We start from the raw sequence: 22440 nt of genomic DNA, 5'->3' as shown, positions 1-22440 counted from the left end.
TTATATATGGCACAGCACGACTACATTAATAAAACGCCGAAAGGCAAAACCAAAGGCAAACCGACTAAGTCGAATAAGTTTCCTGTTATCGCGGCAGTTGCGGCGCTGATCCTGATTGCCGGCTTTGCCTATGGCCTGTGGTTTATTAAAACCAATGCCGACCCAGAGCAGGTAGAACAAGCGAAAAACCCAACGCCAACGCAATCGCAGCCACCCACCAAGGCGAAACCTCGTCCCCCTGAATTTATCGAGGAAATTAAAAACCACGAAATCAAAGTCGAGGTGAAAGAAATTAAGAGCAAAGGCCCTTATCAAATGCAGTGTGGTTCGTTTAGAACTCACAGCCAAGCCGAAGAAATGAAAGCCAAAATCGCCTTTACCGGCTTAATTGCTGAGATCCGCCGTACCGAAGGCAGCAATGGCGCTTGGTTCCGCGTACGCCTTGGCCCATATGATACTAAACGCTTAGCTGAGAGTGACAAGAATAAGCTCAGAAGCGTGGGCATATTTGGCTGCGCAATTTGGGGCTGGACTTGATTTTTACGCCCTAACCCATATTTCCTACTAATCTGAAGTTACAAGGGCAACATGCCCAGATAAGGATCACTATGACTACCATCGTTAGTGTTCGTCGCGATGACAAAGTGGTTATCGGCGGTGACGGCCAAGTTTCACTTGGTAACACAGTTATGAAAGGCAACGCACGCAAAGTACGCCGCCTATACAATGGCAAAGTTTTGGCCGGTTTTGCTGGCGGTACCGCCGACGCATTCACCCTCTTTGAGCGCTTTGAAACTAAGCTGGAAATGCACCAAGGCCACCTTACCAAGGCTGCCGTGGAAATGGCCAAAGATTGGCGCACGGATAGAGCATTAAGGCGGCTTGAAGCCCTGCTTGCCGTTGCCGACGAAACCGCCTCGCTTATCATTACCGGCAATGGTGATGTAGTACAGCCTGAGCACGATCTGATTGCCATTGGCAGTGGTGGCAACTTTGCCCAAGCAGCGGCCACCGCGCTAATCGAAAACACCGATTTAAGCGCCAAAGAAATCGTTGAAAAAAGCTTGAAGATCGCTGGTGATATTTGCGTATTTACCAATAACAACCAAACTATCGAAGAATTGTAATAGGACTCGTCATGACAGCTATGACTCCCAGAGAAATTGTCCACGAACTTGACCAGCACATTATTGGTCAAGATAAAGCGAAAAAGGCCGTTGCTATTGCATTGCGTAATCGTTGGCGCCGCATGCAGCTTGACGAGGAGCTGCGCAGTGAAGTAACACCAAAAAACATTTTAATGATTGGCCCAACTGGGGTGGGTAAAACGGAAATTGCGCGTCGCCTAGCTAAGCTCGCCAATGCTCCTTTTATCAAAGTGGAAGCCACTAAGTTCACAGAAGTAGGCTACGTAGGTAAAGAAGTGGAAACCATTATTCGCGACCTAGTCGAGGTTTCTTTTAAAATTACCCGTGAGCAGCAAACCAAAAAACACAAACACAGAGCCGAAGAAGCCGCTGAAGAGCGTATTCTCGATGCCCTATTGCCACCAGCAAAAGACGCTTGGGGCGAAGCACAACGTGACGACAACAGCTCGACTCGTCAGGTATTCCGTAAAAAGTTACGTGAAGGCCAGCTAGACGACAAAGAAATAGACATTGATATTGCCGAGTCTGCGCCACAAGTGGAGATCATGTCACCGCCAGGCATGGAAGAAATGACTAACCAGCTACAAAGCATGTTCCAAAACATGTCAGGCGATAAGAAAAAGAATCGTAAGCTAAAAATCAAAGAAGCCTTTAAACTTCTGGTCGAAGAAGAAGCTGCTAAGCTTGTGAATCCTGAAGAGCTTAAAGAGCAAGCGATTGAGTCAGTAGAGCAAAACGGCATTGTGTTTGTCGATGAAATCGACAAAATCTGCAAGCGCGGCGAGTCTTCTGGCCCAGACGTTAGCCGCGAGGGTGTGCAACGCGATTTGTTACCTCTTATCGAAGGTTCAACGGTAAACACTAAGCACGGTATGGTGAAAACCGACCACATCTTGTTTATTGCTTCGGGCGCATTCCAAATGGCGAAACCGTCCGATCTTATTCCAGAGCTGCAAGGTCGTTTACCTATCCGTGTTGAATTAGAAGCACTGACTGCAGGTGACTTTAAGCGCATTCTAACCGAGCCTAGTGCCTCGCTCACCGAGCAGCAAATTGCCCTAATGAAAACCGAGAATGTCGAGGTTAACTTTACCGACGATGCCATTGAGCGTCTTGCCGAGGCCGCTTTCCAGGTTAATGAAAAGACCGAAAATATCGGTGCTCGCCGTCTACACACGGTGATGGAAAAGCTGATGGAAGAAGCGTCATTCGATGCCAGCGAAAAGGCGGGAGAAGCATTAACCATTGATGCCGCTTACGTTGAGCAGCATCTCGATATGTTAGTGCAAGATGAAGACTTAAGTCGCTTTATCTTATAACCACACTATAAGCGGAGCTTGGCTCCGCTTAGCTTTTTGGAGCGTGTCGCCAATGTATCAAGTCACTAAACTACATTATCACACTGTAAGTAAGGTGTTAGATGTGTATTTTGAAGATGGCAGCTGTCACCACTTTAGTGCAGAATTTTTGCGCACTCACTCCCCTTCCGCCGAAGTACAAGGGCACAGCCCTGAACAAAAGCAGTTAGTGTTAAATAAAGAAAACGTCACTATCACAAAAATTGAGCCGGTGGGACATTATGCCGCACGGTTAGTGTTCGATGATGGCCATGACACTGGCCTGTATAGCTGGCAGTATTTTCATCACATTGCCGCGCAACAAGAGCAGCTTTGGCAAGAGTATGTTGCTGCTGTGGCAGAGCACCAACAACAACGAGATAGCGTACCGATCAAGTTTGTGCCCTAATCGCAATTGAGCTCCACCCCCCTATCCAATCAACTTTGCTACCTGAAGAAAGTCTATTAGCTTTCTACCATAACTCATGTCTGTGTATCCGCCATAAAAAAGCCCCACTCTCGCAGGGCTTGGTGTTGCTTGATTTAATTAAACTTGATACTTGGCGATAGCATCACGCAATACCCGCGCTTGCTCCGCCACTTCCTCACTGCTTTGTGCGTTAGAGTGTGCATTTTCAGAAGCGCCTTGGGCAATATCACGGATTTTAACCACGTTTTTATTAACCTCAGAAGCCACTTGGTTTTGCTCATCAATCGCAGTGGCAATGTGGGTGCTCATATCCATGATGGTTTGCACATCCTCGGTGATCATACCTAGCAGCTCACCGGCTTTTTCTGCTTGTGAAACACTTTCATTGCCTTGCTCACGGCACTGCTCCATAATGTTTACCACCTCACGAGTGCGTTGTTGCAAGGTCGAAATAATGCTCTCAATTTCTTGTGTGGAATCTTGCGTACGCTGAGCAAGTGAGCGCACCTCATCTGCCACCACAGCAAAGCCGCGGCCTTGCTCACCGGCTCTGGCCGCTTCAATGGCGGCGTTCAATGCCAGCAAGTTGGTTTGCTCTGCAATGCCACGGATCACATCCAACACCGAACCAATGGTTTCACCGTCACGCTCCAGTTGCGCCACCACATCCGAGGCGCCACCTAGTGACTCAGAAAGCTGCATAATATGCTCAATGGTCGCCGTTACTTCCCGACGGCCCTGCTGAGCGTTACCATTGGTGGTTTCCGCTTTATGCGCCGCTTCACTGGTGTTATGGGAAATATCTTGAATGGTGGTTTGCATTTCAGTTGCAGCCGTTGCCACCATATCGGCTTCATGAAGCTGCTCGGCCATGCCCGTGCTGGTTTGTGCGGTGGTTTCGGTAAGGTGATCGGTGGCTTCATTAATGGTTGATAAGGCCCCATGAATATCCGCGATAAGCTCTCTAAAATCCGTCAGCAAACTGTTGAAGTCGCGCGTCATAATGGTGATTTCATCATTGCCACTTTGTTCAATTTGCAAACTGAGGTTATTTTCGCGACGGATTTTTTCAATGGTTTGATACACCCGCTCTACCGGTTGCACAATAGAGCGACTGGTCGAGAGCACCAGTGCCATTACAATCAAACCCGCCACAATAAATACTGCAAAAGCAATCATTTGGGTGGTATCAGCGTTGGCTTTGATTTCAGCTTTTGCTTGCTCAACGACTTGCTCCACCACTTCATCGCTTTTATCCACACTCACTTTCATCTTGCCAAGGGCACCGCTTTGTAAATCAAAACCTAATGTTTCTTGGGCGCGGACCAGCGCTCTAAACTTGTTCTGATAGGTACTGAGGTATTGTAACAGTTGCGACTGATATTGGTTGTCAAAACCAGCACTGCGAATTTCCTGTTCAAATCGTGTAATCAAATCATCAAACCGCCCTAAGTACTTAGGGTCCAGACGCAGCATAAAATCTTTTTCAGCGCGACGTAACTGCAGCATAGTAGCCAACAGCTGATAGTTTTCTTTTTCTTTCAGTAATGTCTCTACCTGATGCACCGCCCCTCTAAGCTCGCCATAAAGGGCGTCTTTAGGGTGAAGACCAATGGTTTTTTGTAGCTCAACAACGGTTTGAAAATCGCTATGGTAGGTGTTCACCAAGCGCTCAAACTCGTTAATCTTTCCTAGGTTGATACCAAACCCAGCAAAGATTTGTTTCAACGAACCGAGTTTTTGCTGCAGCAACTTGTACTCAGACTCATGGCCAGACAAGCTCGACTCTTCTTTATAAAACAGAAAGTTTTTTTCATGCTTTCGCATACTGAGTTCATGTATTGCCACCTCTTCTGCTTGCTGAATGGCTTCGTTCAGCTTCAGCATGGTCCGAGCTTCGAACATAATCATGATTAACATAACAACTAAGGCAATCCCTACCACCAATGCATTCACTTGCAAGCGACGTTTTATGGTCAAGTTTTCTAATAGCGCCATTGGCTTACCTTTAATACTAAGCTAGTTTCTCGAGTATAGACGAGAGCGCACCAGCTTGCCTACTTGAACCCCTTCGAATTTGCTAGTTATTACAATTAATATGATCTAGGCCACATTGGTATACATGTTGGTAACATTGCACCACAACTTTTTGTGTAAATGCTCCACCTCATGCCAGTTCCCAGCTAACAACCAATCAATTAAGTCGTCTGGATCAGAAGGAAAATAGACAGTACTCTTAGCAGCACTGCTAAGCCACTCTTCTAACGCACTGACATTGAGATAATTCATCACTTGGGCATAACCCAGCTGGGCCAGAGTTTGGGCGTTATTTTGTTGTTCAAATTGGCCATCTAACGGTTTTAACAACAATTTTTTTCCCAGCTTCAACGCTTCGCTCGATAACTCAAACCCAGCATTGGCGACCACTCCTGAGGTGTTTTTTAAATCCTGCATAAAGCCAGTACGACTAGGCTTGCGCAGATGAATATGCTGAATAGAGCGATCAGAAGCCTGTGGGTGATAGCAATAAAATTCTTTGTCGGGAAAGTCCTTTAATAGCTCGATAATGCTGGCAAGATCTTCAAACGGTAAATACACCAATATTTTATTGGCAACACAAGCGCTGAGCTCTTGCTCAGGCTGATAAGGGATAAACGGTGGAATGATGTTGCGGTGATACGGATGCCAGTGCACCCCAAGGTGAATATTGGCTGGGGCAAAATAACGGATTAATATTCGATGCCATGAATGCACAGCATGTTGCGGTACAGGGTTGAACAGGTAAGAAGCTTGATGACTCATGGCGATAACCGGAACCTTCGCCAGCTTGCCAGCCCACGCCGTCACCGGCTCAAAGTCGTTAAATATGACGTCATAGTCTGAGACGTCCAAACTTTTAATATCACGAGCAAACTCGCCTAAGCGCAGAGATTTAAGCGTTGCCATTTTATTCAGTTGCCCATGTTCAGTAACAAATGACAATCCCCGACAACTGCGGTAATCGCCAAATGCTTGCATGTCGAAGTAGTTATCGTTAGGCCGCCCGGAAAAAAAGTAGTCGACCTTAATGCCTTTTTCACGAAAGCTTTTTGCCATTACCCGAGCACGGGTAGTGTGGCCATTTCCCGTTCCTTGTACCCCATATAAAATCTTCATAGGCTTCCTATTATGATGATCGCCAGTACTGCACATGCGCTGCCCATTGCGCCACCTAACACCACATCCAGTGGGTAGTGCACGCCAACAATAACGCGCGATAGCGATACGCCACACGCCCAAAGCATTAACGCCAAAGATAAACTCGGTATTTGCTCCATTAAACAGGTGGCAAACAGCCAGGCACCGGCACTGTGACCTGAAGGTAAACTAAATTTATCACTGGGCTTTAACAGTGCTTTTACCGCAAAACAGTCGCAAGGGCGTAACCGCGCAAAGCGGTTCTTAAAGTAAAAGTACAGTGGTCGTTCAATGGCAAATGCTAATATTGCAGTAAGTGCAAATTGCCTTCCCAGTTGCTCTAAAAATAACGCACAACCTAAAGCAACCAACACATAAAGACCACCATTGCCACTTTTCGACAGCGCCAGTGCAGCAAGTCGACACCAATTTTTTGGCTGCGGTCGAAATACCGCAAAGTAAAGCGCTGTATCGAGCTGAGCTAATTTTGCTTTTACCATTATCACGCGCCTGATCTGCTAATATCCGTTTCAGCATAGAAGAGCTAAATAACAAATGGGTGACACTTTTAAGACACAAATATGTAAGTTGAATCAAAGCATTGCTAAGCACAAGTATGAGAGTATACTGAGTAGTCATAACCAATACTCGAGGATTTAATATGGAATACAGCACTTCGGATCTTTGTGACCATTTCGCAGATGTGGTTGATGTGCTTGAGCCAATGTTCATCAATTTTGGCGGCCAAAGCTCCTTTTCTGGCCGTATAACAACGCTGAAATGCTTTGAAAATAATGAGCAAATCCAAGATGTACTGCAGCAAGATGGTACTGGTCGCGTGTTACTAATTGATGGTGGCGGTTCAACGCGTCGCGCTTTAATTGATATCGATCTTGCAGAACTGGCGGCTGAAAACAACTGGCAAGGTATCGTGGTATACGGAGCCGTAAGGCACGTCGATGAACTAGAAGAGTGTGATCTTGGAGTTCAAGCCATTGCCTCCATTCCCGTTGCCGCAGACAGTAGTGGCAGTGGCGAGGTAGGCGTTCCGGTTAACTTCGCCGGCGTGTCGTTTTATGACGATGACTTTATTTACGCTGATTCCACCGGCATTATTATCTCTGCCGAAGAGTTATTACTCGAAGAAGATGGCGACGACCTTTAAGCTAGCGAGCAGTCATGAATTCAGCAGTCAAAATTTATGATGAGCACGCCATTAGCGAGTTGACCGTCAGCCGCGATGGCGAAACTCGGCTATGGCAAAGTATCAGCTTTTTGCAATCTCAGGATAACTTTCTCGAAGCCTTAAAAGATGCCGCCGCGTTTGGTATACGCTACGTTTTAGTCGGTATTCCAGAGGATATTGGACCGCGGGCCAACTGTGGTAAAGGTGGTTCAGAGTTAGGCTGGCAGGCGTTTTTAAAGCGCTTTTTAAACCAGCCTGAAAACCAATTCCTCAGTGCCAAAAAGGTACTCTTGCTGGGCGAAGTAGAGCTTGACGATATCAATGCTGAAGCAAGCTCGCTGGACAATACTCAGCCACAGCAATTGCAGCGTTTACGGCAGTTATGTGCCAGCATAGACCAACGCGTGATTGCGGTATTTGCGGCCATCTTTGCAGCAGGGCTTGAGCCCATTGTTATTGGTGGTGGCCACAACAATGCATATGGTCTTCTACAAGGCTACTTCCAAGCCACACAATCCCCGCTCGCAGCGCTAAACTTTGATCCCCATGCCGACTTTAGGGCATGTGAAGGCCGCCACAGTGGCAATGGCTTTAGTTACGCCCATCAGGCTGGTAGCCTCGCGGATTACCATATCATTGGTTTGCATGAACAAAAAAATAACCAAGCAATCCTGACTCGCTTGCATGACGTGGGGTTTGGCTTTACCAGCTATCAAGACATCTATGTTCGCCGCGTTAAAAGTCTCACCGAAGCCGTAACCGCAGCCCTAGCATCTTACCATGCAACGACCGGACTTGGCGTTGAGTTAGATGTTGACGCCATCACTGCAATGCCCGCCAGCGCCCTCACCTATCAAGGCTTTAGTGCCGCCGATGCGGAGCACTTTGTGTATTTAGCCAGCCAACATAAAAATAGTAAATATCTGCACCTGTGCGAAGCCGCGCCAAGCAGGCACCCACACGGAGAAGCCGTTGGCATAGAGCATTGCGGCCAAGTATTGGCAAATCTTGTAAACGCTTATCTCAGCGCAAAACTGGGCTAGCTTGGGTGTGACAAACGCCACTGCTTAACCCAGCTAATCAGAATATTACTATTTTGCGGGCGAATAAAATAGAAGCCTTGCGCTGCAATGGTGCCAAGGCTTTTGACAAAATCTAATTGGCTTTGTGTCTCAACTCCTTCGCCGATCACCATGCAGTGCTTTTGCTGATGCATCTCGACAATGCCTTTAACCAGCGCCTTTGTATGTCCTAACTTTTCTGGCTCATTGGTCATACTGCGAGACAACTTAACGTAATCGAACTTCATCGCCGGCAACTTAGCCAAAATTAATGGCGCCTCACCGAAGCCATCTATACACATTCGAATTCCCATGCCTTTCAGGCGTCTCAACATGGCCACTTCGCTGTCTGATAAACTGGCGAGCATGCTGGCCGGACACTCAATAATAATGGCGTCTGGACTGAGCTGGTGATTGAGAATGGTGTGGTCGAGGTAATCAATAAAATGTTCACTGAGGAGCTCAGGGCCCAGCACATTAATGCTGATGGGCACACTGACCTTTTCCATTTTTAATGCCAAGGCCAATTCACAAGCACGCTCCAATACATATTCCGCCAGTCCTTCCGCTAAACCGGCTAAGCGAATATCATCAATAAACTCATTGGCATTGAGGATCCCTTGCTTTGGGTGTTGCCAGCGCAAGAGTAACTCGACAAACTCCACTTGGTTATCTTGGTGGCGGATCACCGGGTGAAAATAGAGCTCAAACTCGTTTCGAAAGTCGATTTTCGCCAACTCTGACAACCTCACTTGCTGCTCCAAGCGCTTTATCTGCATGCGCTGCTGATATGGCACTACCTGCTGCTGAGGCTGACTATCCAACGCCATAAAGGCACAAGAAATTAAGTTTTCCAGCTGCCCCATTTCTTCGTCACAGTTTACGTAACTTGCTCGCATCGACACTTCGACGGTACAGCTACCCACATTGAAAGGCTGCAAAGTAGAATCCGCTATTTGCTCTAACAGTTGCTCGTGGAGGTGGTTGGCATGCTCTAAGGAGCAAATAAACACAAAGTTCAGTCCGCCAAGGTGCGCGAGCTTTGCACTCTCATTATGATGGGTAATGGCCATCACTTCGTTAATTTGCAAACACTGTGAGATGCGATTTGCCGATTGCGCCAATAACAAGTCGCCAAACTCTCTTCCCAAGTGAAAGTTGACTTTTTCAAAGCCCACTAGCCTCACCAGCACCAACATGCAGGTGAAAGGGTGTTGCGATCTATAATGCAAAAATGCCTGTTTTAGAGCTTGCCTGCCTGGTAGGCCTAGGGAATCATCTTCTGGGTGGCTATTGGCCGCTTCCTTGGACTTAGGTGCCGCGGCTATAATGGCGCTGTAGCATAGCCGCACACAGTACATCATTAATATTATGGTGGCAGCATAATGAAGGCCGATAAAGAATAAATAGTGATATATTAGCCAACCTACTAGGGCAATAATTGCCAGGGTGGTGGTGACTAAAAAGCCCACTCGCGATTGCTGTAAGCCATCCATTAAATACAGTAAAAGTGGCAAGGTTAGCAAATATAGCCAAGTCGCTTGACCCGTGAATAACAGTAACACTGCCAATGTCATGCTGCTTACGTGCGCTAGCAACAGTACAACTGAAGGGCGTTGTAATGCCAGAGCACAGGCCGCCATAACAGTGGCTCCAGCAAACGCCGATGACCATGGCGTTATAAGTAGTGCAGCTCCCTCAAGTGTAAGGGCAGCCGCCAACATAAAATACATAACATACTGCTTATTAAACCATCATTACTGGTTAAGTTTACCCAAGATCCACAAATTTGACAGGTCAGCGACGCCAAATTGATAACTCAGTTGGGCCGGATGGCTGATATTCCATAAAGCCAAATCAGCACGCATACCCGCTTTCAACACGCCACGGTCGCTCAACCCAAGGGCTTTAGCTGCATTGATGGTTACACCTTGCAATGCTTCTTCAGGTGTCATACGAAATAATGTACAGGCCATATTTAGCATTAATCGCAATGAGCAAAGTGGTGCAGTGCCGGGGTTAAAGTCACTGGCAATGGCCATCGCCACATTGTGCTGACGCAATAGGTCTATCGGTGGTTGCTGGGTTTCGCGTAAAAAGTAGAAGGCGCCCGGCAACAAAACGGCAGCCACGTCATTGGCGGCCATGGCTTTGACTCCCGCTTCGTCCAAATACTCCACGTGATCAGCAGACAAACCTGAAAACTTCGCCACCAGCTCACTGCCATGTTGGTTAGATAATTGCTCCGCATGACATTTCACCGCAAGCCCAAGCTCTTGTGCTTTAGCAAACACTTGCTCCGTCTGTTGATAAGTAAAGCCGACATTTTCACAGAATACATCCACAGCGGTAGCTAGCTGGCGCTTGGCAACCTCAGGGAGCATCTGCTCGCACACCTGATCAATATAGCCTTGGCTATCATTTTTATATTCCGGTGGTAACGCGTGCGCCCCCAAAAAAGTGCTGTGGACGTCAATCGGGTGATGAGCGTTAAGCAGCTGGTTTATTTCCAATAGTTTTATTTCGTTTTGCAAGTCTAAACCATAACCCGATTTACTCTCTACGGTGGTGACACCTTCTGCCAACAAGCTATTCAAGCGGTCTTTGGCGCTAACAAAAAGCGTTTCACGATCCGCCAAGCGAGTGGCTTTTACGGTGCTGGCAATACCACCGCCTTGGGCTGCAATTTCTTGATATGAGGTTCCCAGTAAGCGCTGTTCAAACTCATTGGCTCGTGCGCCGCCAAACAAAATATGGGTATGACAATCAATTAACCCTGGTGTTAACCATTGACCACCGGCTTTATGAATTGGGGTAGCAAAGGCATCCACTTCTGGAAGTTGCTTACGCTCTCCCAGCCAGACGATTTCCCCACCTTTAATGGCAATGGCAGCATCCTCTATGGCGCCATAAGGTGTGGTTATTTCTGGGTCCATTGTCGCAATATTGACATCAATGATGATTAAATCTGCATCAAGCATAGCTAGCCTACTCTGTTCAAGTCATATTGATTGAGTCTAACAGCCATACTTGTATATACAAGAGAAGTGTGCCATCTTTATTTTATAACACCATTTCTAGAGAGCTAGGTTGTGACAGAAACTCCTAAGTTTGCGCTGATAAAACAACATATTATCGATAACATTCGAGCAGGGCTTTGGCATGAAAATGCCCGAGTTCCTTCAGAAAATGCGTTGGCGGAACAGTTTAGCGTAAGCCGCATGACCGCGCGGCGTGCTCTGAGCGAGTTAACAGAAGCTGGGATACTGACACGCAGTCAGGGCCTAGGGACTTTTGTGGCTAGTTTCAAATCACAGTCATCCTTGCTGGAAATCCGCAATATCGCGGAGGAAGTGCAAGGTCGCAATGGCAAGTATTCTTGCACCGTCTTAACCTTGGAGCTTATTGCGGCTGTGGCCCCCATTGCCATCGCCTTGGGTGTCGAGGAAGAAGCTCCGGTATTTCGCAGTGTCATTGTTCACAACGAAAATGAACAACCCTTGCAGGTGGAGGAGCGCTTTGTCAACCCGACCCTAGCGCCTGAATACCTAGACCAAAACTTTGAATTGACGACCCCACACGAATACTTATCCCATGTGGCTCCTTTAACTGAAGCGCGCCACACGGTGGAAGCCGTCATGCCATCACCTGAGGTATGTCAATGGCTGGGGTTATTCAACGAAGAACCCTGCCTGCAAATGATCCGCAGAACTTGGTCAGCGAAAGGCATTGTTAGTTTTGCTCGACTTATTTCACCGGGCAGCAAATACCGCCTAGGCGGTCATTTAACCTTTAAACACAAATAACCACTTGGCTTGCAGCGCTGTGAGCCACAATAAAAAATAAACCGTTACAACTTGGCATGACAACGCAGTGCCAGCAGATGGCAAACGTTTCGAACAGGTTGTATATACAACAGGAGTAAACAGAATGAGTGATAACCCAAGATTAGACCCCAGCCGTCAAATCCGCGCCCCTCGAGGCAGTGAAATCACAGCTAAAAGCTGGTTAACCGAAGCCGCTAAACGCATGCTAATGAATAACCTCGACCCAGAAGTGGCCGAACACCCTAACGCCTTGGTGGTATATGGTGGCATTGGTCGCGCCGCTCGTGATTGGCCCTGTTTTGATAAAATTGTCGAGACACTTGACCGCTTAGAGGAAGACGAAACTTTATTAGTGCAATCTGGCAAGCCCGTAGGTGTGTTCAAAACCCATAGCAACGCACCACGAGTGTTAATCGCAAACTCTAACTTGGTTCCTCACTGGGCTAACTGGGATCACTTTAATGAACTCGATAAAAAAGGCTTGATGATGTACGGCCAAATGACCGCCGGGTCGTGGATCTACATTGGCTCACAAGGCATAGTCCAAGGTACCTATGAAACCTTTGTCGCGATGGCGAAGCAACACTTTAACGGTGATGCGGCTGGCAAATGGATCCTCACCGGTGGTCTAGGTGGTATGGGTGGTGCGCAACCCCTGGCAGCGACTATGGCTGGCTTTAGCGCTCTAGTGGTGGAATGTGATGAGTCGCGCATCGACTTTCGCCTAAAAACACGCTACGTCGATCGCAAAGCCACGACCCTGGATGAGGCGTTGGCCATGATTGAAGAAGCGAAAGCGGCTGGCAAGCCAGTATCTGTAGGGCTACTTGGCAATGCCGCAGATATTTATGCCGAGCTGGTTAAGCGTAACATCACCCCTGATGTAGTGACAGATCAAACCTCTGCTCATGACCCACTTAACGGTTACTTGCCGCAAGGCTGGACGATGGCCCAAGCGGCCAGTGAGCGCGAGAGCAACCCTCAAGCCGTGGTTAAAGCGGCTAAGCAATCTATGGCAGTACAAGTTCAGGCAATGCTAACGCTGCAATCACGTGGTGCAGCAACCACCGACTATGGCAACAATATACGCCAAATGGCACTCGAAGAAGGGGTTGAAAACGCCTTTGATTTTCCCGGTTTTGTGCCAGCTTACGTACGACCACTATTTTGCCAAGGCATAGGTCCGTTCCGTTGGGTTGCGCTCTCTGGCGATCCGGAAGATATCTATAAAACAGACGCCAAGGTGAAGGAACTGATCCCCGATGACCCGCATTTGCATAATTGGCTCGATATGGCTCGCGAACGCATTCAGTTCCAAGGCCTTCCGGCGCGAATTTGCTGGGTAGGACTGAAAGACAGAGCGCGTTTAGCAAGAGCATTCAATGACATGGTTAAAGATGGCGAGCTAAAAGCGCCTATTGTTATCGGTCGTGATCATTTGGATTCTGGCTCAGTAGCCAGCCCTAACCGTGAAACCGAAGCCATGATGGATGGCTCAGATGCGGTATCAGACTGGCCATTGCTGAACGCTTTACTTAACACCGCTGGCGGTGCTACTTGGGTATCTCTGCACCATGGTGGTGGCGTAGGAATGGGCTTTAGTCAGCACTCTGGTGTCGTCATTGTCGCCGATGGCACTGATGCTGCAGACGCGCGTTTATCACGTGTGCTTTGGAATGACCCTGGTACCGGTGTTATGCGTCATGCCGATGCCGGATACGACATTGCCAAAGACTGCGCCAAGGAACAAAAACTCGATTTACCAATGCTGAAAGGAAAGTAAGTATGTACTCACTGAATTTAATCCCAGGCCAATTGACGCTCGCAGCGTTACGTCAAATTAATCAACAGCCGGTTAATCTCAGCCTCGATGAGTCAGCCACTGCGGCTATTGCCAACAGTGCCGATACTGTTCAGCAAGTGATTAAGGAAGGTCGAACAGTGTATGGTATTAACACCGGTTTTGGCCTCCTTGCGAACACTAAAATCGCCCAAGACGAGCTCGAATTATTGCAACGTTCCATAGTGCTGTCTCACGCAGCGGGGATCGGTGAGCTAATGGATGACAGTACCGTGCGGCTGATGATGGTACTAAAAATTAATTCTTTATCCCGGGGCTTTTCTGGGATCCGTCTTAAAGTGATTGAGTTCTTAGCGGCATTAGTCAACGCCGAAGTCTACCCTTGCGTGCCCAAAAAAGGATCGGTGGGGGCATCTGGTGACTTAGCGCCATTATCGCACATGTGCCTGCCACTTTTAGGTGAAGGCCAAGTGCGCCATCAAGGCGAACTAATGGATGCCAAACAAGGCTTAAGAATCGCCGGCCTTGAGCCGCTAACCTTAGCAGCCAAAGAAGGCTTAGCGCTGCTGAATGGCACACAAGCGTCTACCGCCTTTGCATTACAGGGCCTTTTCCGAGCAGAAGATCTTTATGCGCAAAGCTGTGTCGTAGGTGCCATGAGCATTGAAGCGGCCATGGGCAGCCGCGCGCCCTTTGATGAGCGTATCCATGCTGTGCGCGGTCAACAAGGGCAAATCGATACTGCAGCGGCATTTCGCGACATCTTGCAAGCTCGCTCTGAGATCAGCGATGCTCATGTTGACTGCGAAAAAGTGCAAGACCCTTATTGCTTACGCTGCCAACCTCAGGTGTTAGGTGCCTGCCTTACTCAGCTACGACAAGCAGCTGAAGTGATTTTGGTCGAGTCTAATGGCGTTACTGACAACCCACTGGTGTTTGCCGATGCCGGTGATATTATTTCCGGCGGTAACTTTCATGCCGAACCGATTGCCATGGCAGCCGACAACCTAGCGCTTGCCATTGCAGAAATTGGCGCCTTAGCCGAACGACGTATCGCGTTACTGATTGATTCTAGCTTATCAAAGTTACCGGCCTTTTTAGTCAACAATGGCGGCGTTAACTCAGGCTTTATGATTGCGCAAGTCACCGCTGCCGCGCTGGCTTCTGAGAATAAGACGCTGGCGCATCCAGGCAGTGTTGATAGTTTGCCAACTTCGGCGAACCAGGAAGATCACGTATCAATGGCAACCTTTGCTGCGCGCCGCTTGCAAGAGATGGCCGATAATACCCAAGGCGTATTAGCGGTAGAGTTCTTGGCGGCAGGGCAAGGGCTGGACTTTAGAGCGCCATTAAAGCCATCCGATAAGGTGCAACAAGCACTGCAGATTTTACGCAATAAAGTCGACTTTTATGACAAAGATCGCTATTTCGCGCCAGATATCGAGTTAGCTAATGACCTGTTAGGCACGGCAGCACTGGCTCATTTACTCCCTAGCGGTATGCTACCCTCACAATAAATTGGGTAACGATAGCTAAAACCAAGCTCAGTGATCGCCTGAGCTTGGATCACTCGGTCCACGTTGTCAGTAGCAGCAAAGCTTGGCATTGCTGTGCCTTGTTGCTGACAGTGATGGCGATAATATTCCTCGCGGGTGGGGTGTGCAGGGTAGCAAACATTGTAAATGGATTGTGCTTGTTGCCACTGCATTATTACGCTAGATATGGCGTCTATCACGTCTTGACGCTCAACCATATTGACCCGAGCATTACTAGAACTTGATAACGCTTTACCAGCGACAAACCGTCCAGGCTCTCGGTTAGGGCCTTGTAATCCAGCTAAGCGCAACACTTTGCCACCATGTTGTAGCACCAGCTCTTCGGCACTTCTAAGAACATTGATACGAGTACTGGCTTTACTGGCCAACTCTCCTTGCTCATCATAGTGACCTGCGTCAGTACTATAAACGCCAGTACTGGAGCACAATAAAAAGCCTTTGGCTGACATCTGCTGGGCTAACTCTATAGACTGCTGCAAAGTAGCTAGATAATTGCTGTCGGCTTTTCTGGCTCGTGGTGGGATAGCGCAAACCCAATAAGCTTGCTGCAATGACAGGGTATGCTCAAGCTGTTGTTGCTCTAAGCGCAGTACTCTACTCCAAGGATATGCATTATTTGCTGTAGTCCGGGTTCCCTCAACCTGGCAACCAGACGCTTGCAATTGCAGACACAATTCTTGGCCTAACCACCCCGCGCCCAGCACCACTACTTTTGGTTTGTCTTTCGCTGTCATTATGCTTTCCCATATTTTTAGTTACCTCTTATTATCTCTGTAAAATCAGTCGGCGCAAACAGTAGCGTTATTCTTTTATCTATGGTTTTATTACAGTTTGCATTAGCTAATAAAAAGAACATGTCATGCTTGATAATCTATCCCTAAAAAAGAAGATTTTGCTGCTGATTGGCGGCACCATTTCCATTTTATTAATCATCGCATCCAGTTTCTTCGTCAGCCATATCGCGACCCTTTCAAGAGATGGCATTGAGCGTGAAGCACAAAGTTACATTCAGGCTGAAAAGCTCGCCATGGAAGCTTTCTTTGCGCGCTACGGTAAAGTGGTGGAAACCTTTGTGTCTACTCCACACACCATTCATTGGTTTGAGAATTACACTATTCGAGGTGCTAACTTAAGCAATGATAAAGACTACCAATCGATGAATGAAGACTTGGTGAGAATTGCTAAAGGCGATGAAAATATCCTGTCCGCCTTTATCGCTTCTGCCACTACTGGCGAATACTTCAAAGAGAATAATCGCACCTCAGCCTACTCAGATGGTCGCCCTTATTACGCCTATAAGCGTCCTTGGTGGCAAGATACCCTAGACGTGGGACAATTATATGTTGGCCCCATAGCCACCGACATTAATACTGGCGATGTTTCAGCGGTGATCCGCCAACCAGTATACAATGACAGTGGTAAACTCATCGCCATGGGCGGTGTCGATCTCCAAATCAACCGCTTAAACGATATGGTAGAGGACATTAAATTTCATGGTGAAGGCTTTGGCTTTTTACTCGATAGCGACCTTAACGTCGTCCACTTATCCGAGCGTACAGGGCACCGCTTGTCCACCACCGATGAGGGAGATAAGGGCAAACAAGGCTTAGATGGTTTAGAGTCTCAGTTTGCCGATACTTCAGGCTTTAATGGTTTAAATACCGCCATGATTAACCAAAGCGCGGGCTCGGCGATGGTTAATTTCAAAGGCCAGCAGTACTATGTGGTGTTTGATAATGTCACCCTCGATAACCCATTATTGGACTGGCATGTAGGCTTAATGATCCCAGTCTCTTTAATTGATGAGCCGGTCAATGACGCGGTAATGAGTACCGTCACTGTGGTTATTATCATTCTTGCTATTATTGTGGTGATGATTTTGCTTGCCACACAAATGATTACCAAGCCTATCGATGCGCTCACTGATACGATGCGCGACATTGCTTCTGGTGAGGGAGATCTCACTCGTAGAATTGATATTTCTAGCAACGATGAAGTCGGTCAGCTGGCTCGGCACATGAACACCTTTATCGATAAACTCAGAGCCATGATGCTGGATACGGCTGCCCAAGCAGAGCAACTTAGCAATGCTTCAGCACAGTTACGCGAAGTATCGAATAACACCAACAGTGAGATTCAGCGCGAGAAAGAACAAGTGGATAGTGTCAGTGCCGCAGTAACAGAAATGGCAGCAACCGTGACAGAGATCTCTCGTAACGCCCAAGAAACCAACCAGGCTGCTGATGCTGTACAGCGCATTACCAATGATGGTGCCGGTCGCTCTTCTCAAGCACAGGAAGTCATGACAGAGCTGGCTTTACACATCGGTGAAGCTGCCAAGGTAGTCTCTGGCCTTGAGCAAGAGACAAACAGTATCGGTGCCGTTATTGATGTTATTAATGGCATTGCCGAGCAAACCAATTTACTTGCTCTAAATGCCGCCATAGAGGCAGCTAGAGCCGGTGAACAAGGCCGCGGATTTGCCGTTGTTGCTGACGAAGTAAGATCGCTGGCCAGTCGCACACAAGAGTCAACAGACGATATTCGTAATATGATTTCACGACTACAGCAAATTGCCCAAAAAGCCTCAGTAATGATGCAGCAGGGTCAGGATAGAGCTGAAGGCACGGTAGAAGAAACACAAGCGGTTCTCAATGCCTTAAAAGAGATCACCGAATCTGTGACCACGGTGCAGGACCAAAGTCATCAAATTGCAACATCGACTGAGCAACAAACGGTCGTCGCTGAGGACATTAATAACAGCCTTAACCAAATCAATGAACTGGTCAACAGCACCGCGAATCACGCCAATGTACTGGCTGATGAATCCCGTGATCTTAATGATCTAGCCAAAGCCCTTAACGCCACCGTTAATCAGTTCAAACTGTAAGCAATCTCTCAGAGAAAACACGCTGTAATAATCGCAGCGTGTTTTGATCTGAGGCAACATCAACCGCGACCATACTCAGTACACTACGGCTCTCAACCTTAACTGAGAGTGCGTATCGTGAAAAACTTACCTATCTGGGATCAATCCCTAATCAACAAATACAACATTTCTGGCCCGAGATATACTTCATACCCTACGGCGCTGTCATTAGAAGCTGGATATAGTGAAAACGACTTAACAGCAGCCATACAAGGCTCAGACTCAAACGCACTCTCGTTATACATTCATATCCCATTTTGTCATCAGCTGTGCTACTACTGTGGCTGTAATAAAATTATTACTCGCCACCAATCTAAAGCTGACGTATATCTGGATTACTTAGCACAAGAAATTGCCGCCAAAGCACCTTATTTTGCAGATTACACAGTGGAGCAACTGCATCTTGGTGGTGGTACTCCGACATTTTTGACTACTGCACAAATGTCACGCTTAGTGAGCATGTTAAATGCAGCCTTTAATTTTGCCCCAACAGCACAGCGCGGCATTGAAATCGATCCCCGCTCCTTGGCGCCAGATATGCTCAATCATTTAAAAACCCTTGAGTTTAATCGTGTCTCATTCGGTGTACAGGATTTCAATGATGATGTTCAACGTGCAGTAAACCGGCCACAACACCTTGACGAAGTATTGGCAGTGTTAAACCAAGCCCGTACTCTGGGCTTTAAATCCATTAACATGGATATGATCTATGGCTTGCCATTCCAAACGGTTAGCAGCTATAAGGAAACCATTGAACAGCTAATTGCCCTTTCCCCTGATAGAGTATCGGTATTTAATTATGCTCACTTACCAGAGCGTTTTGCTGCACAACGTAAGCTAAAAGAAGCCGATATGCCAAGCGCGGCAGACAAACTCGCCATATTTAAACAAACCCTAGAACAAATGGATGCGGCAGGTTACCAATTTATCGGTATGGATCATTTTGCAAAACAAACTGATGAGCTTGCGGTGGCACAAAATGAAGGCCATTTACACCGTAACTTCCAAGGCTACACCACCCATGGAGACTGTGATTTACTAGGGTTAGGTGTTTCTTCTATTTCTCAGATAGGTCACATGATCCTGCAAAATGAAAAAGAGCTGAAACCCTATTATCAAGCACTAACAGAAAAGCAATGTGCCATCACCAAAGGCATTACACTGAGTGCCGACGACGAAATTCGAGCCACGGTTATTAAGCAATTAATCTGTCACTTTGAACTAGATAAAGGCGAAATTGAACAACAATTTGCCATTGACTTCGAACACTACTTTGCAGACAGCCTAGCAGCTCTCGCCCCCCTATGCGCCGATGGCCTAGTGGAAGTCACGGAGGAGTCAATTAAAGTCACCAGTAGCGGTAACTTATTTATTCGAATTATCTGCATGTGCTTTGACGCCTACTTACAAAAGCAAGTTAAAAACACTCGCTTCTCTCGGGTAATATAGCACGCCACCTTCCCCAGAGTTAACCCTACCTGGTAGGCGCGGGTTTACCCCGCGCTTTTTATTGTGCGCTAAACGCAAAAAAACCCGCTGCATTGCTGCAGCGGGTTTGACGTACATGGGTTCATTGCCACCGAAGCACCGCTTCGCAGCGCAGTGAACGCGAGGTATGGATACCGAGCCGGAAGCCCTCCACAGGGATGTGTGTCCAAAGATTGTCAGAGTAAGGCTTGTGGTTTGTCTCTATCCTATTGCTTCCAGGCTGTTTAGATTTTGTAGGCGCGGGTTTACCCCGCGTTTTTTATTATGCGCTAAACGCAAAAACCCCGACTCTTTCGAATCGGGGTTTGACGTACAAGGAAGTACTAATGTCGATGAGATTCATGGATGAATGCCTTTCATCGACCTCTTATAAGGCCTTGGCTCGCTACGAAGTAGGATGTTCTCATTCTTTTTATAGAGAGACACATGGGTGAACTGCGACCGAAGCACTGCTTCGCAGTGCAGTGAACGCGAGGTATGGATACCGAGCCGGAAGCCCTCCACAGGGATGTGTGTCCAAGGGTTGTCAGAGTCGCGCGGTTATCTTTACCACTCTGTCTACATTGCTCTCAAGGCTGTTATTTCCTGTAGGCGCGGGTTTACCCCACGCTTTTTATTGTGCGCTAAACGCAAAAAAACCCCGACTCTTTCGAATCGGGGTTTGACGTACAAGGAAGTACTAATGTCGATGAGATTCATGGATGAATGTCTTTCATCGACCTACTTATAAGGCCCTGGCGATGTTCTACTTTCACATGGGAAGCCCACACTATCATCGACGCTGTTTTGTTTCACTTCTGAGTTCGGCATGGAGTCAGGTGGTTCCAAAACGCTATAGTCACCAGGAAATTCGGTGTATCAATGAGGTCGCCCTCATTAATTAAAATCTGGAAAAAACTGCTTAAATTCTTTGTCTTCGTCGCGGTCTAAAACCGCTGCTACTTTAGTATCTTATCAACTTCTGTCGCTAAACCACTTTGGCGTTGTATGGTTAAGCCTCACGGGTAATTAGTACAGGTTAGCTTAATGGCTCGCACCACTTCCACATCCTGCCTATCAACGTTGTCGTCTTCAACGGCCCTTTAGTGGAGTTAAACTCCAAGTGAGAACTCATCTCGAGGCCTGCTTCGCGCTTAGATGCTTTCAGCGCTTATCAGTTCCGAACGTAGCTACCGGGCAATGCTATTGGCATAACAACCCGAACACCAGCGGTTCGTCCACTCCGGTCCTCTCGTACTAGGAGCAGCCCCTCTCAATTCTCAAACGCCCACGGCAGATAGGGACCGAACTGTCTCACGACGTTCTAAACCCAGCTCGCGTACCACTTTAAATGGCGAACAGCCATACCCTTGGGACCGACTTCAGCCCCAGGATGTGATGAGCCGACATCGAGGTGCCAAACACCGCCGTCGATATGAACTCTTGGGCGGTATCAGCCTGTTATCCCCGGAGTACCTTTTATCCGTTGAGCGATGGCCCTTCCATTCAGAACCACCGGATCACTATGACCTACTTTCGTACCTGCTCGACGTGTCTGTCTCGCAGTTAAGCTGGCTTCTACCATTACACTAACCGTACGATGTCCGACCGTACTTAGCCAACCTTCGTGCTCCTCCGTTACTCTTTGGGAGGAGACCGCCCCAGTCAAACTACCCACCAGGCACTGTCCTCAATCCCGATTCAGGGACCTAAGTTAGAACATCAACACTACAAGGGTGGTATTTCAAGGTCGGCTCCACACCATCTAGCGACGATGCTTCAAAGCCTCCCACCTATCCTACACATGTAGGGTCAATGTTCAGTGCCAAGCTGTAGTAAAGGTTCACGGGGTCTTTCCGTCTAGCCGCGGGTACACAGCATCTTCACTGCGATTTCAATTTCACTGAGTCTCGGGTGGAGACAGCGTGGCCATGGTTACACCATTCGTGCAGGTCGGAACTTACCCGACAAGGAATTTCGCTACCTTAGGACCGTTATAGTTACGGCCGCCGTTTACCGGGGCTTCGATCAAGAGCTTCGCATACGCTAACCCCATCAATTAACCTTCCGGCACCGGGCAGGTGTCATACCCTATACGTCATCTTACGATTTTGCAGAGTACTGTGTTTTTAATAAACAGTCCCAGCCACCTGGTCACTGCGGCTGACTTCAGCTCCGGACGCAGGTCCTTCACCTAATGTCAGCGTACCTTCTCCCGAAGTTACGGTACGATTTTGCCTAGTTCCTTCACCCGAGTTCTCTCAAGCGCCTTAGTATTCTCTACCTGACCACCTGTGTCGGTTTAGGGTACGATTCAGTATGAACTGAAGCTTAGAGGCTTTTCCTGGAAGTAGGGCATCAACAACTTCACCACCGTAGTGGCTCGTCTCGACTCTCAGCCTTAGCGACCCGGATTTTCCTAAGTCACCAGCCTACTGCCTTTCACATGGACAACCAACGCCATGCTTGCCTAGCCTGCTCCGTCCCCCCATCGCATTCATACTGAGTACGGGAATATTAA

General features: G+C 47.8%; 17 protein-coding genes and 2 rRNA genes (1 of these 19 running past the window's edge). 11 read left to right on the top strand and 8 right to left on the bottom strand.

Annotated features, from left to right (window positions below; translation table 11 throughout):
- The first annotated feature begins 6 nt into the window (after positions 1-6).
- From R3P39_RS15175 to R3P39_RS15160, 4 genes are all read left to right on the top strand, one after another.
- On the top strand, positions 7-537 hold the full coding sequence (locus tag R3P39_RS15175; protein ID WP_336568488.1) for an SPOR domain-containing protein: 531 nt from the start codon (positions 7-9) through the stop codon (positions 535-537).
- A gap of 71 nt (positions 538-608) precedes the next feature.
- Positions 609-1127, top strand: a complete 519-nt coding sequence (gene hslV / locus R3P39_RS15170) for an ATP-dependent protease subunit HslV (protein WP_336568486.1) — start codon at positions 609-611, stop codon at positions 1125-1127.
- Between the two features lie 11 nt (positions 1128-1138).
- Complete coding sequence (gene hslU / locus R3P39_RS15165; RefSeq protein ID WP_336568485.1) at positions 1139-2467, top strand: HslU--HslV peptidase ATPase subunit; 1329 nt, start codon at positions 1139-1141, stop codon at positions 2465-2467.
- A gap of 52 nt (positions 2468-2519) precedes the next feature.
- Positions 2520-2894, top strand: a complete 375-nt coding sequence (locus tag R3P39_RS15160) for a DUF971 domain-containing protein (protein WP_336568483.1) — start codon at positions 2520-2522, stop codon at positions 2892-2894.
- A 138-nt stretch (positions 2895-3032) separates the two neighbouring features.
- On the opposite strand, the gene R3P39_RS15155 is transcribed toward R3P39_RS15160, so the two are convergent.
- The 3 genes from R3P39_RS15155 to R3P39_RS15145 all read right to left on the bottom strand — a co-directional run bounded on the left by R3P39_RS15155 (position 3033) and on the right by R3P39_RS15145 (position 6592).
- Entirely contained in the window at positions 3033-4913 is a 1881-nt protein-coding gene (locus tag R3P39_RS15155; protein ID WP_336568482.1) for a methyl-accepting chemotaxis protein, read from the bottom strand.
- Positions 4914-5018: 105 nt separating this feature from the next.
- The gene (locus R3P39_RS15150) at positions 5019-6071 is read right to left on the bottom strand and encodes an MJ1255/VC2487 family glycosyltransferase (RefSeq protein ID WP_336568480.1); all 1053 of its coding nucleotides are present in this window, start codon (positions 6069-6071) and stop codon (positions 5019-5021) included.
- Positions 6068-6592: a phosphatase PAP2 family protein gene (locus R3P39_RS15145; RefSeq protein ID WP_336568478.1), complete on the bottom strand. Its 525-nt coding sequence runs from the start codon at positions 6590-6592 to the stop codon at positions 6068-6070. Before R3P39_RS15145 ends, R3P39_RS15150 begins: the two co-directional genes overlap by 4 nt.
- Positions 6593-6753: 161 nt before the next feature.
- Between R3P39_RS15145 and rraA the strand changes: the two genes are divergently transcribed.
- Together rraA and R3P39_RS15135 are read left to right on the top strand one after the other, a co-directional pair.
- Entirely contained in the window at positions 6754-7257 is a 504-nt protein-coding gene (rraA, locus tag R3P39_RS15140) for a ribonuclease E activity regulator RraA (protein ID WP_336568476.1), read from the top strand.
- Between the two features lie 14 nt (positions 7258-7271).
- Positions 7272-8321 carry a formimidoylglutamase gene (locus R3P39_RS15135; RefSeq protein ID WP_336568475.1) on the top strand — a complete coding sequence of 350 codons (1050 nt, stop codon included), beginning with the start codon at positions 7272-7274 and terminating at the stop codon, positions 8319-8321.
- On the opposite strand, the gene R3P39_RS15130 is transcribed toward R3P39_RS15135, so the two are convergent.
- Both R3P39_RS15130 and hutI read right to left on the bottom strand, forming a co-directional pair.
- Positions 8318-10072, bottom strand: coding sequence for an EAL domain-containing protein (locus R3P39_RS15130; protein WP_336568473.1), 1755 nt, complete (start codon positions 10070-10072; stop codon positions 8318-8320). The genes R3P39_RS15135 and R3P39_RS15130 overlap by 4 nt on opposite strands.
- Positions 10073-10096: 24 nt before the next feature.
- A complete protein-coding gene (gene hutI / locus R3P39_RS15125) occupies positions 10097-11320 on the bottom strand; it encodes an imidazolonepropionase (RefSeq protein ID WP_336568472.1) in 1224 nt (407 codons plus the stop codon).
- Between the two features lie 111 nt (positions 11321-11431).
- On the opposite strand from hutI, the gene hutC reads away from it, so the two are divergent.
- From hutC to hutH, 3 genes are all read left to right on the top strand, one after another.
- Complete coding sequence (gene hutC / locus R3P39_RS15120) at positions 11432-12145, top strand: histidine utilization repressor (RefSeq protein ID WP_336568470.1); 714 nt, start codon at positions 11432-11434, stop codon at positions 12143-12145.
- 124 nt (positions 12146-12269) lie between these two features.
- A complete protein-coding gene (hutU, locus tag R3P39_RS15115; RefSeq protein WP_336568469.1) occupies positions 12270-13949 on the top strand; it encodes a urocanate hydratase in 1680 nt (559 codons plus the stop codon).
- Positions 13950-13951: 2 nt separating this feature from the next.
- Complete coding sequence (gene hutH, locus R3P39_RS15110; protein ID WP_336568467.1) at positions 13952-15484, top strand: histidine ammonia-lyase; 1533 nt, start codon at positions 13952-13954, stop codon at positions 15482-15484.
- On the opposite strand, the gene R3P39_RS15105 is transcribed toward hutH, so the two are convergent.
- Positions 15448-16257 (bottom strand): NADP-binding protein, encoded by an 810-nt coding sequence (locus tag R3P39_RS15105; RefSeq protein ID WP_336568466.1) that lies wholly within the window; start codon positions 16255-16257, stop codon positions 15448-15450. The genes hutH and R3P39_RS15105 overlap by 37 nt on opposite strands.
- Positions 16258-16382: 125 nt before the next feature.
- On the opposite strand from R3P39_RS15105, the gene R3P39_RS15100 reads away from it, so the two are divergent.
- Together R3P39_RS15100 and hemN are read left to right on the top strand one after the other, a co-directional pair.
- Positions 16383-18413: a methyl-accepting chemotaxis protein gene (locus R3P39_RS15100; RefSeq protein WP_336568465.1), complete on the top strand. Its 2031-nt coding sequence runs from the start codon at positions 16383-16385 to the stop codon at positions 18411-18413.
- Positions 18414-18530: 117 nt separating this feature from the next.
- Positions 18531-19901, top strand: coding sequence for an oxygen-independent coproporphyrinogen III oxidase (gene hemN / locus R3P39_RS15095; RefSeq protein ID WP_336568464.1), 1371 nt, complete (start codon positions 18531-18533; stop codon positions 19899-19901).
- Positions 19902-20672: 771 nt separating this feature from the next.
- Here the strand turns inward: hemN and rrf are convergent.
- Both rrf and R3P39_RS15085 read right to left on the bottom strand, forming a co-directional pair.
- Positions 20673-20786 (bottom strand): 5S ribosomal RNA (rrf, locus tag R3P39_RS15090).
- A gap of 141 nt (positions 20787-20927) precedes the next feature.
- Positions 20928-22440: ribosomal RNA gene (locus tag R3P39_RS15085) — 23S ribosomal RNA — on the bottom strand; it runs 1366 nt beyond the window's last position.

The sequence above is a fragment of the Pseudoalteromonas sp. UG3-2 genome (assembly GCF_037120705.1).
GTDB lineage: Bacteria > Pseudomonadota > Gammaproteobacteria > Enterobacterales > Alteromonadaceae > Pseudoalteromonas.
The sequence above is the reverse complement of the archived record's forward strand: the minus strand, read 5'-3'. Positions and strand labels throughout refer to the sequence as shown.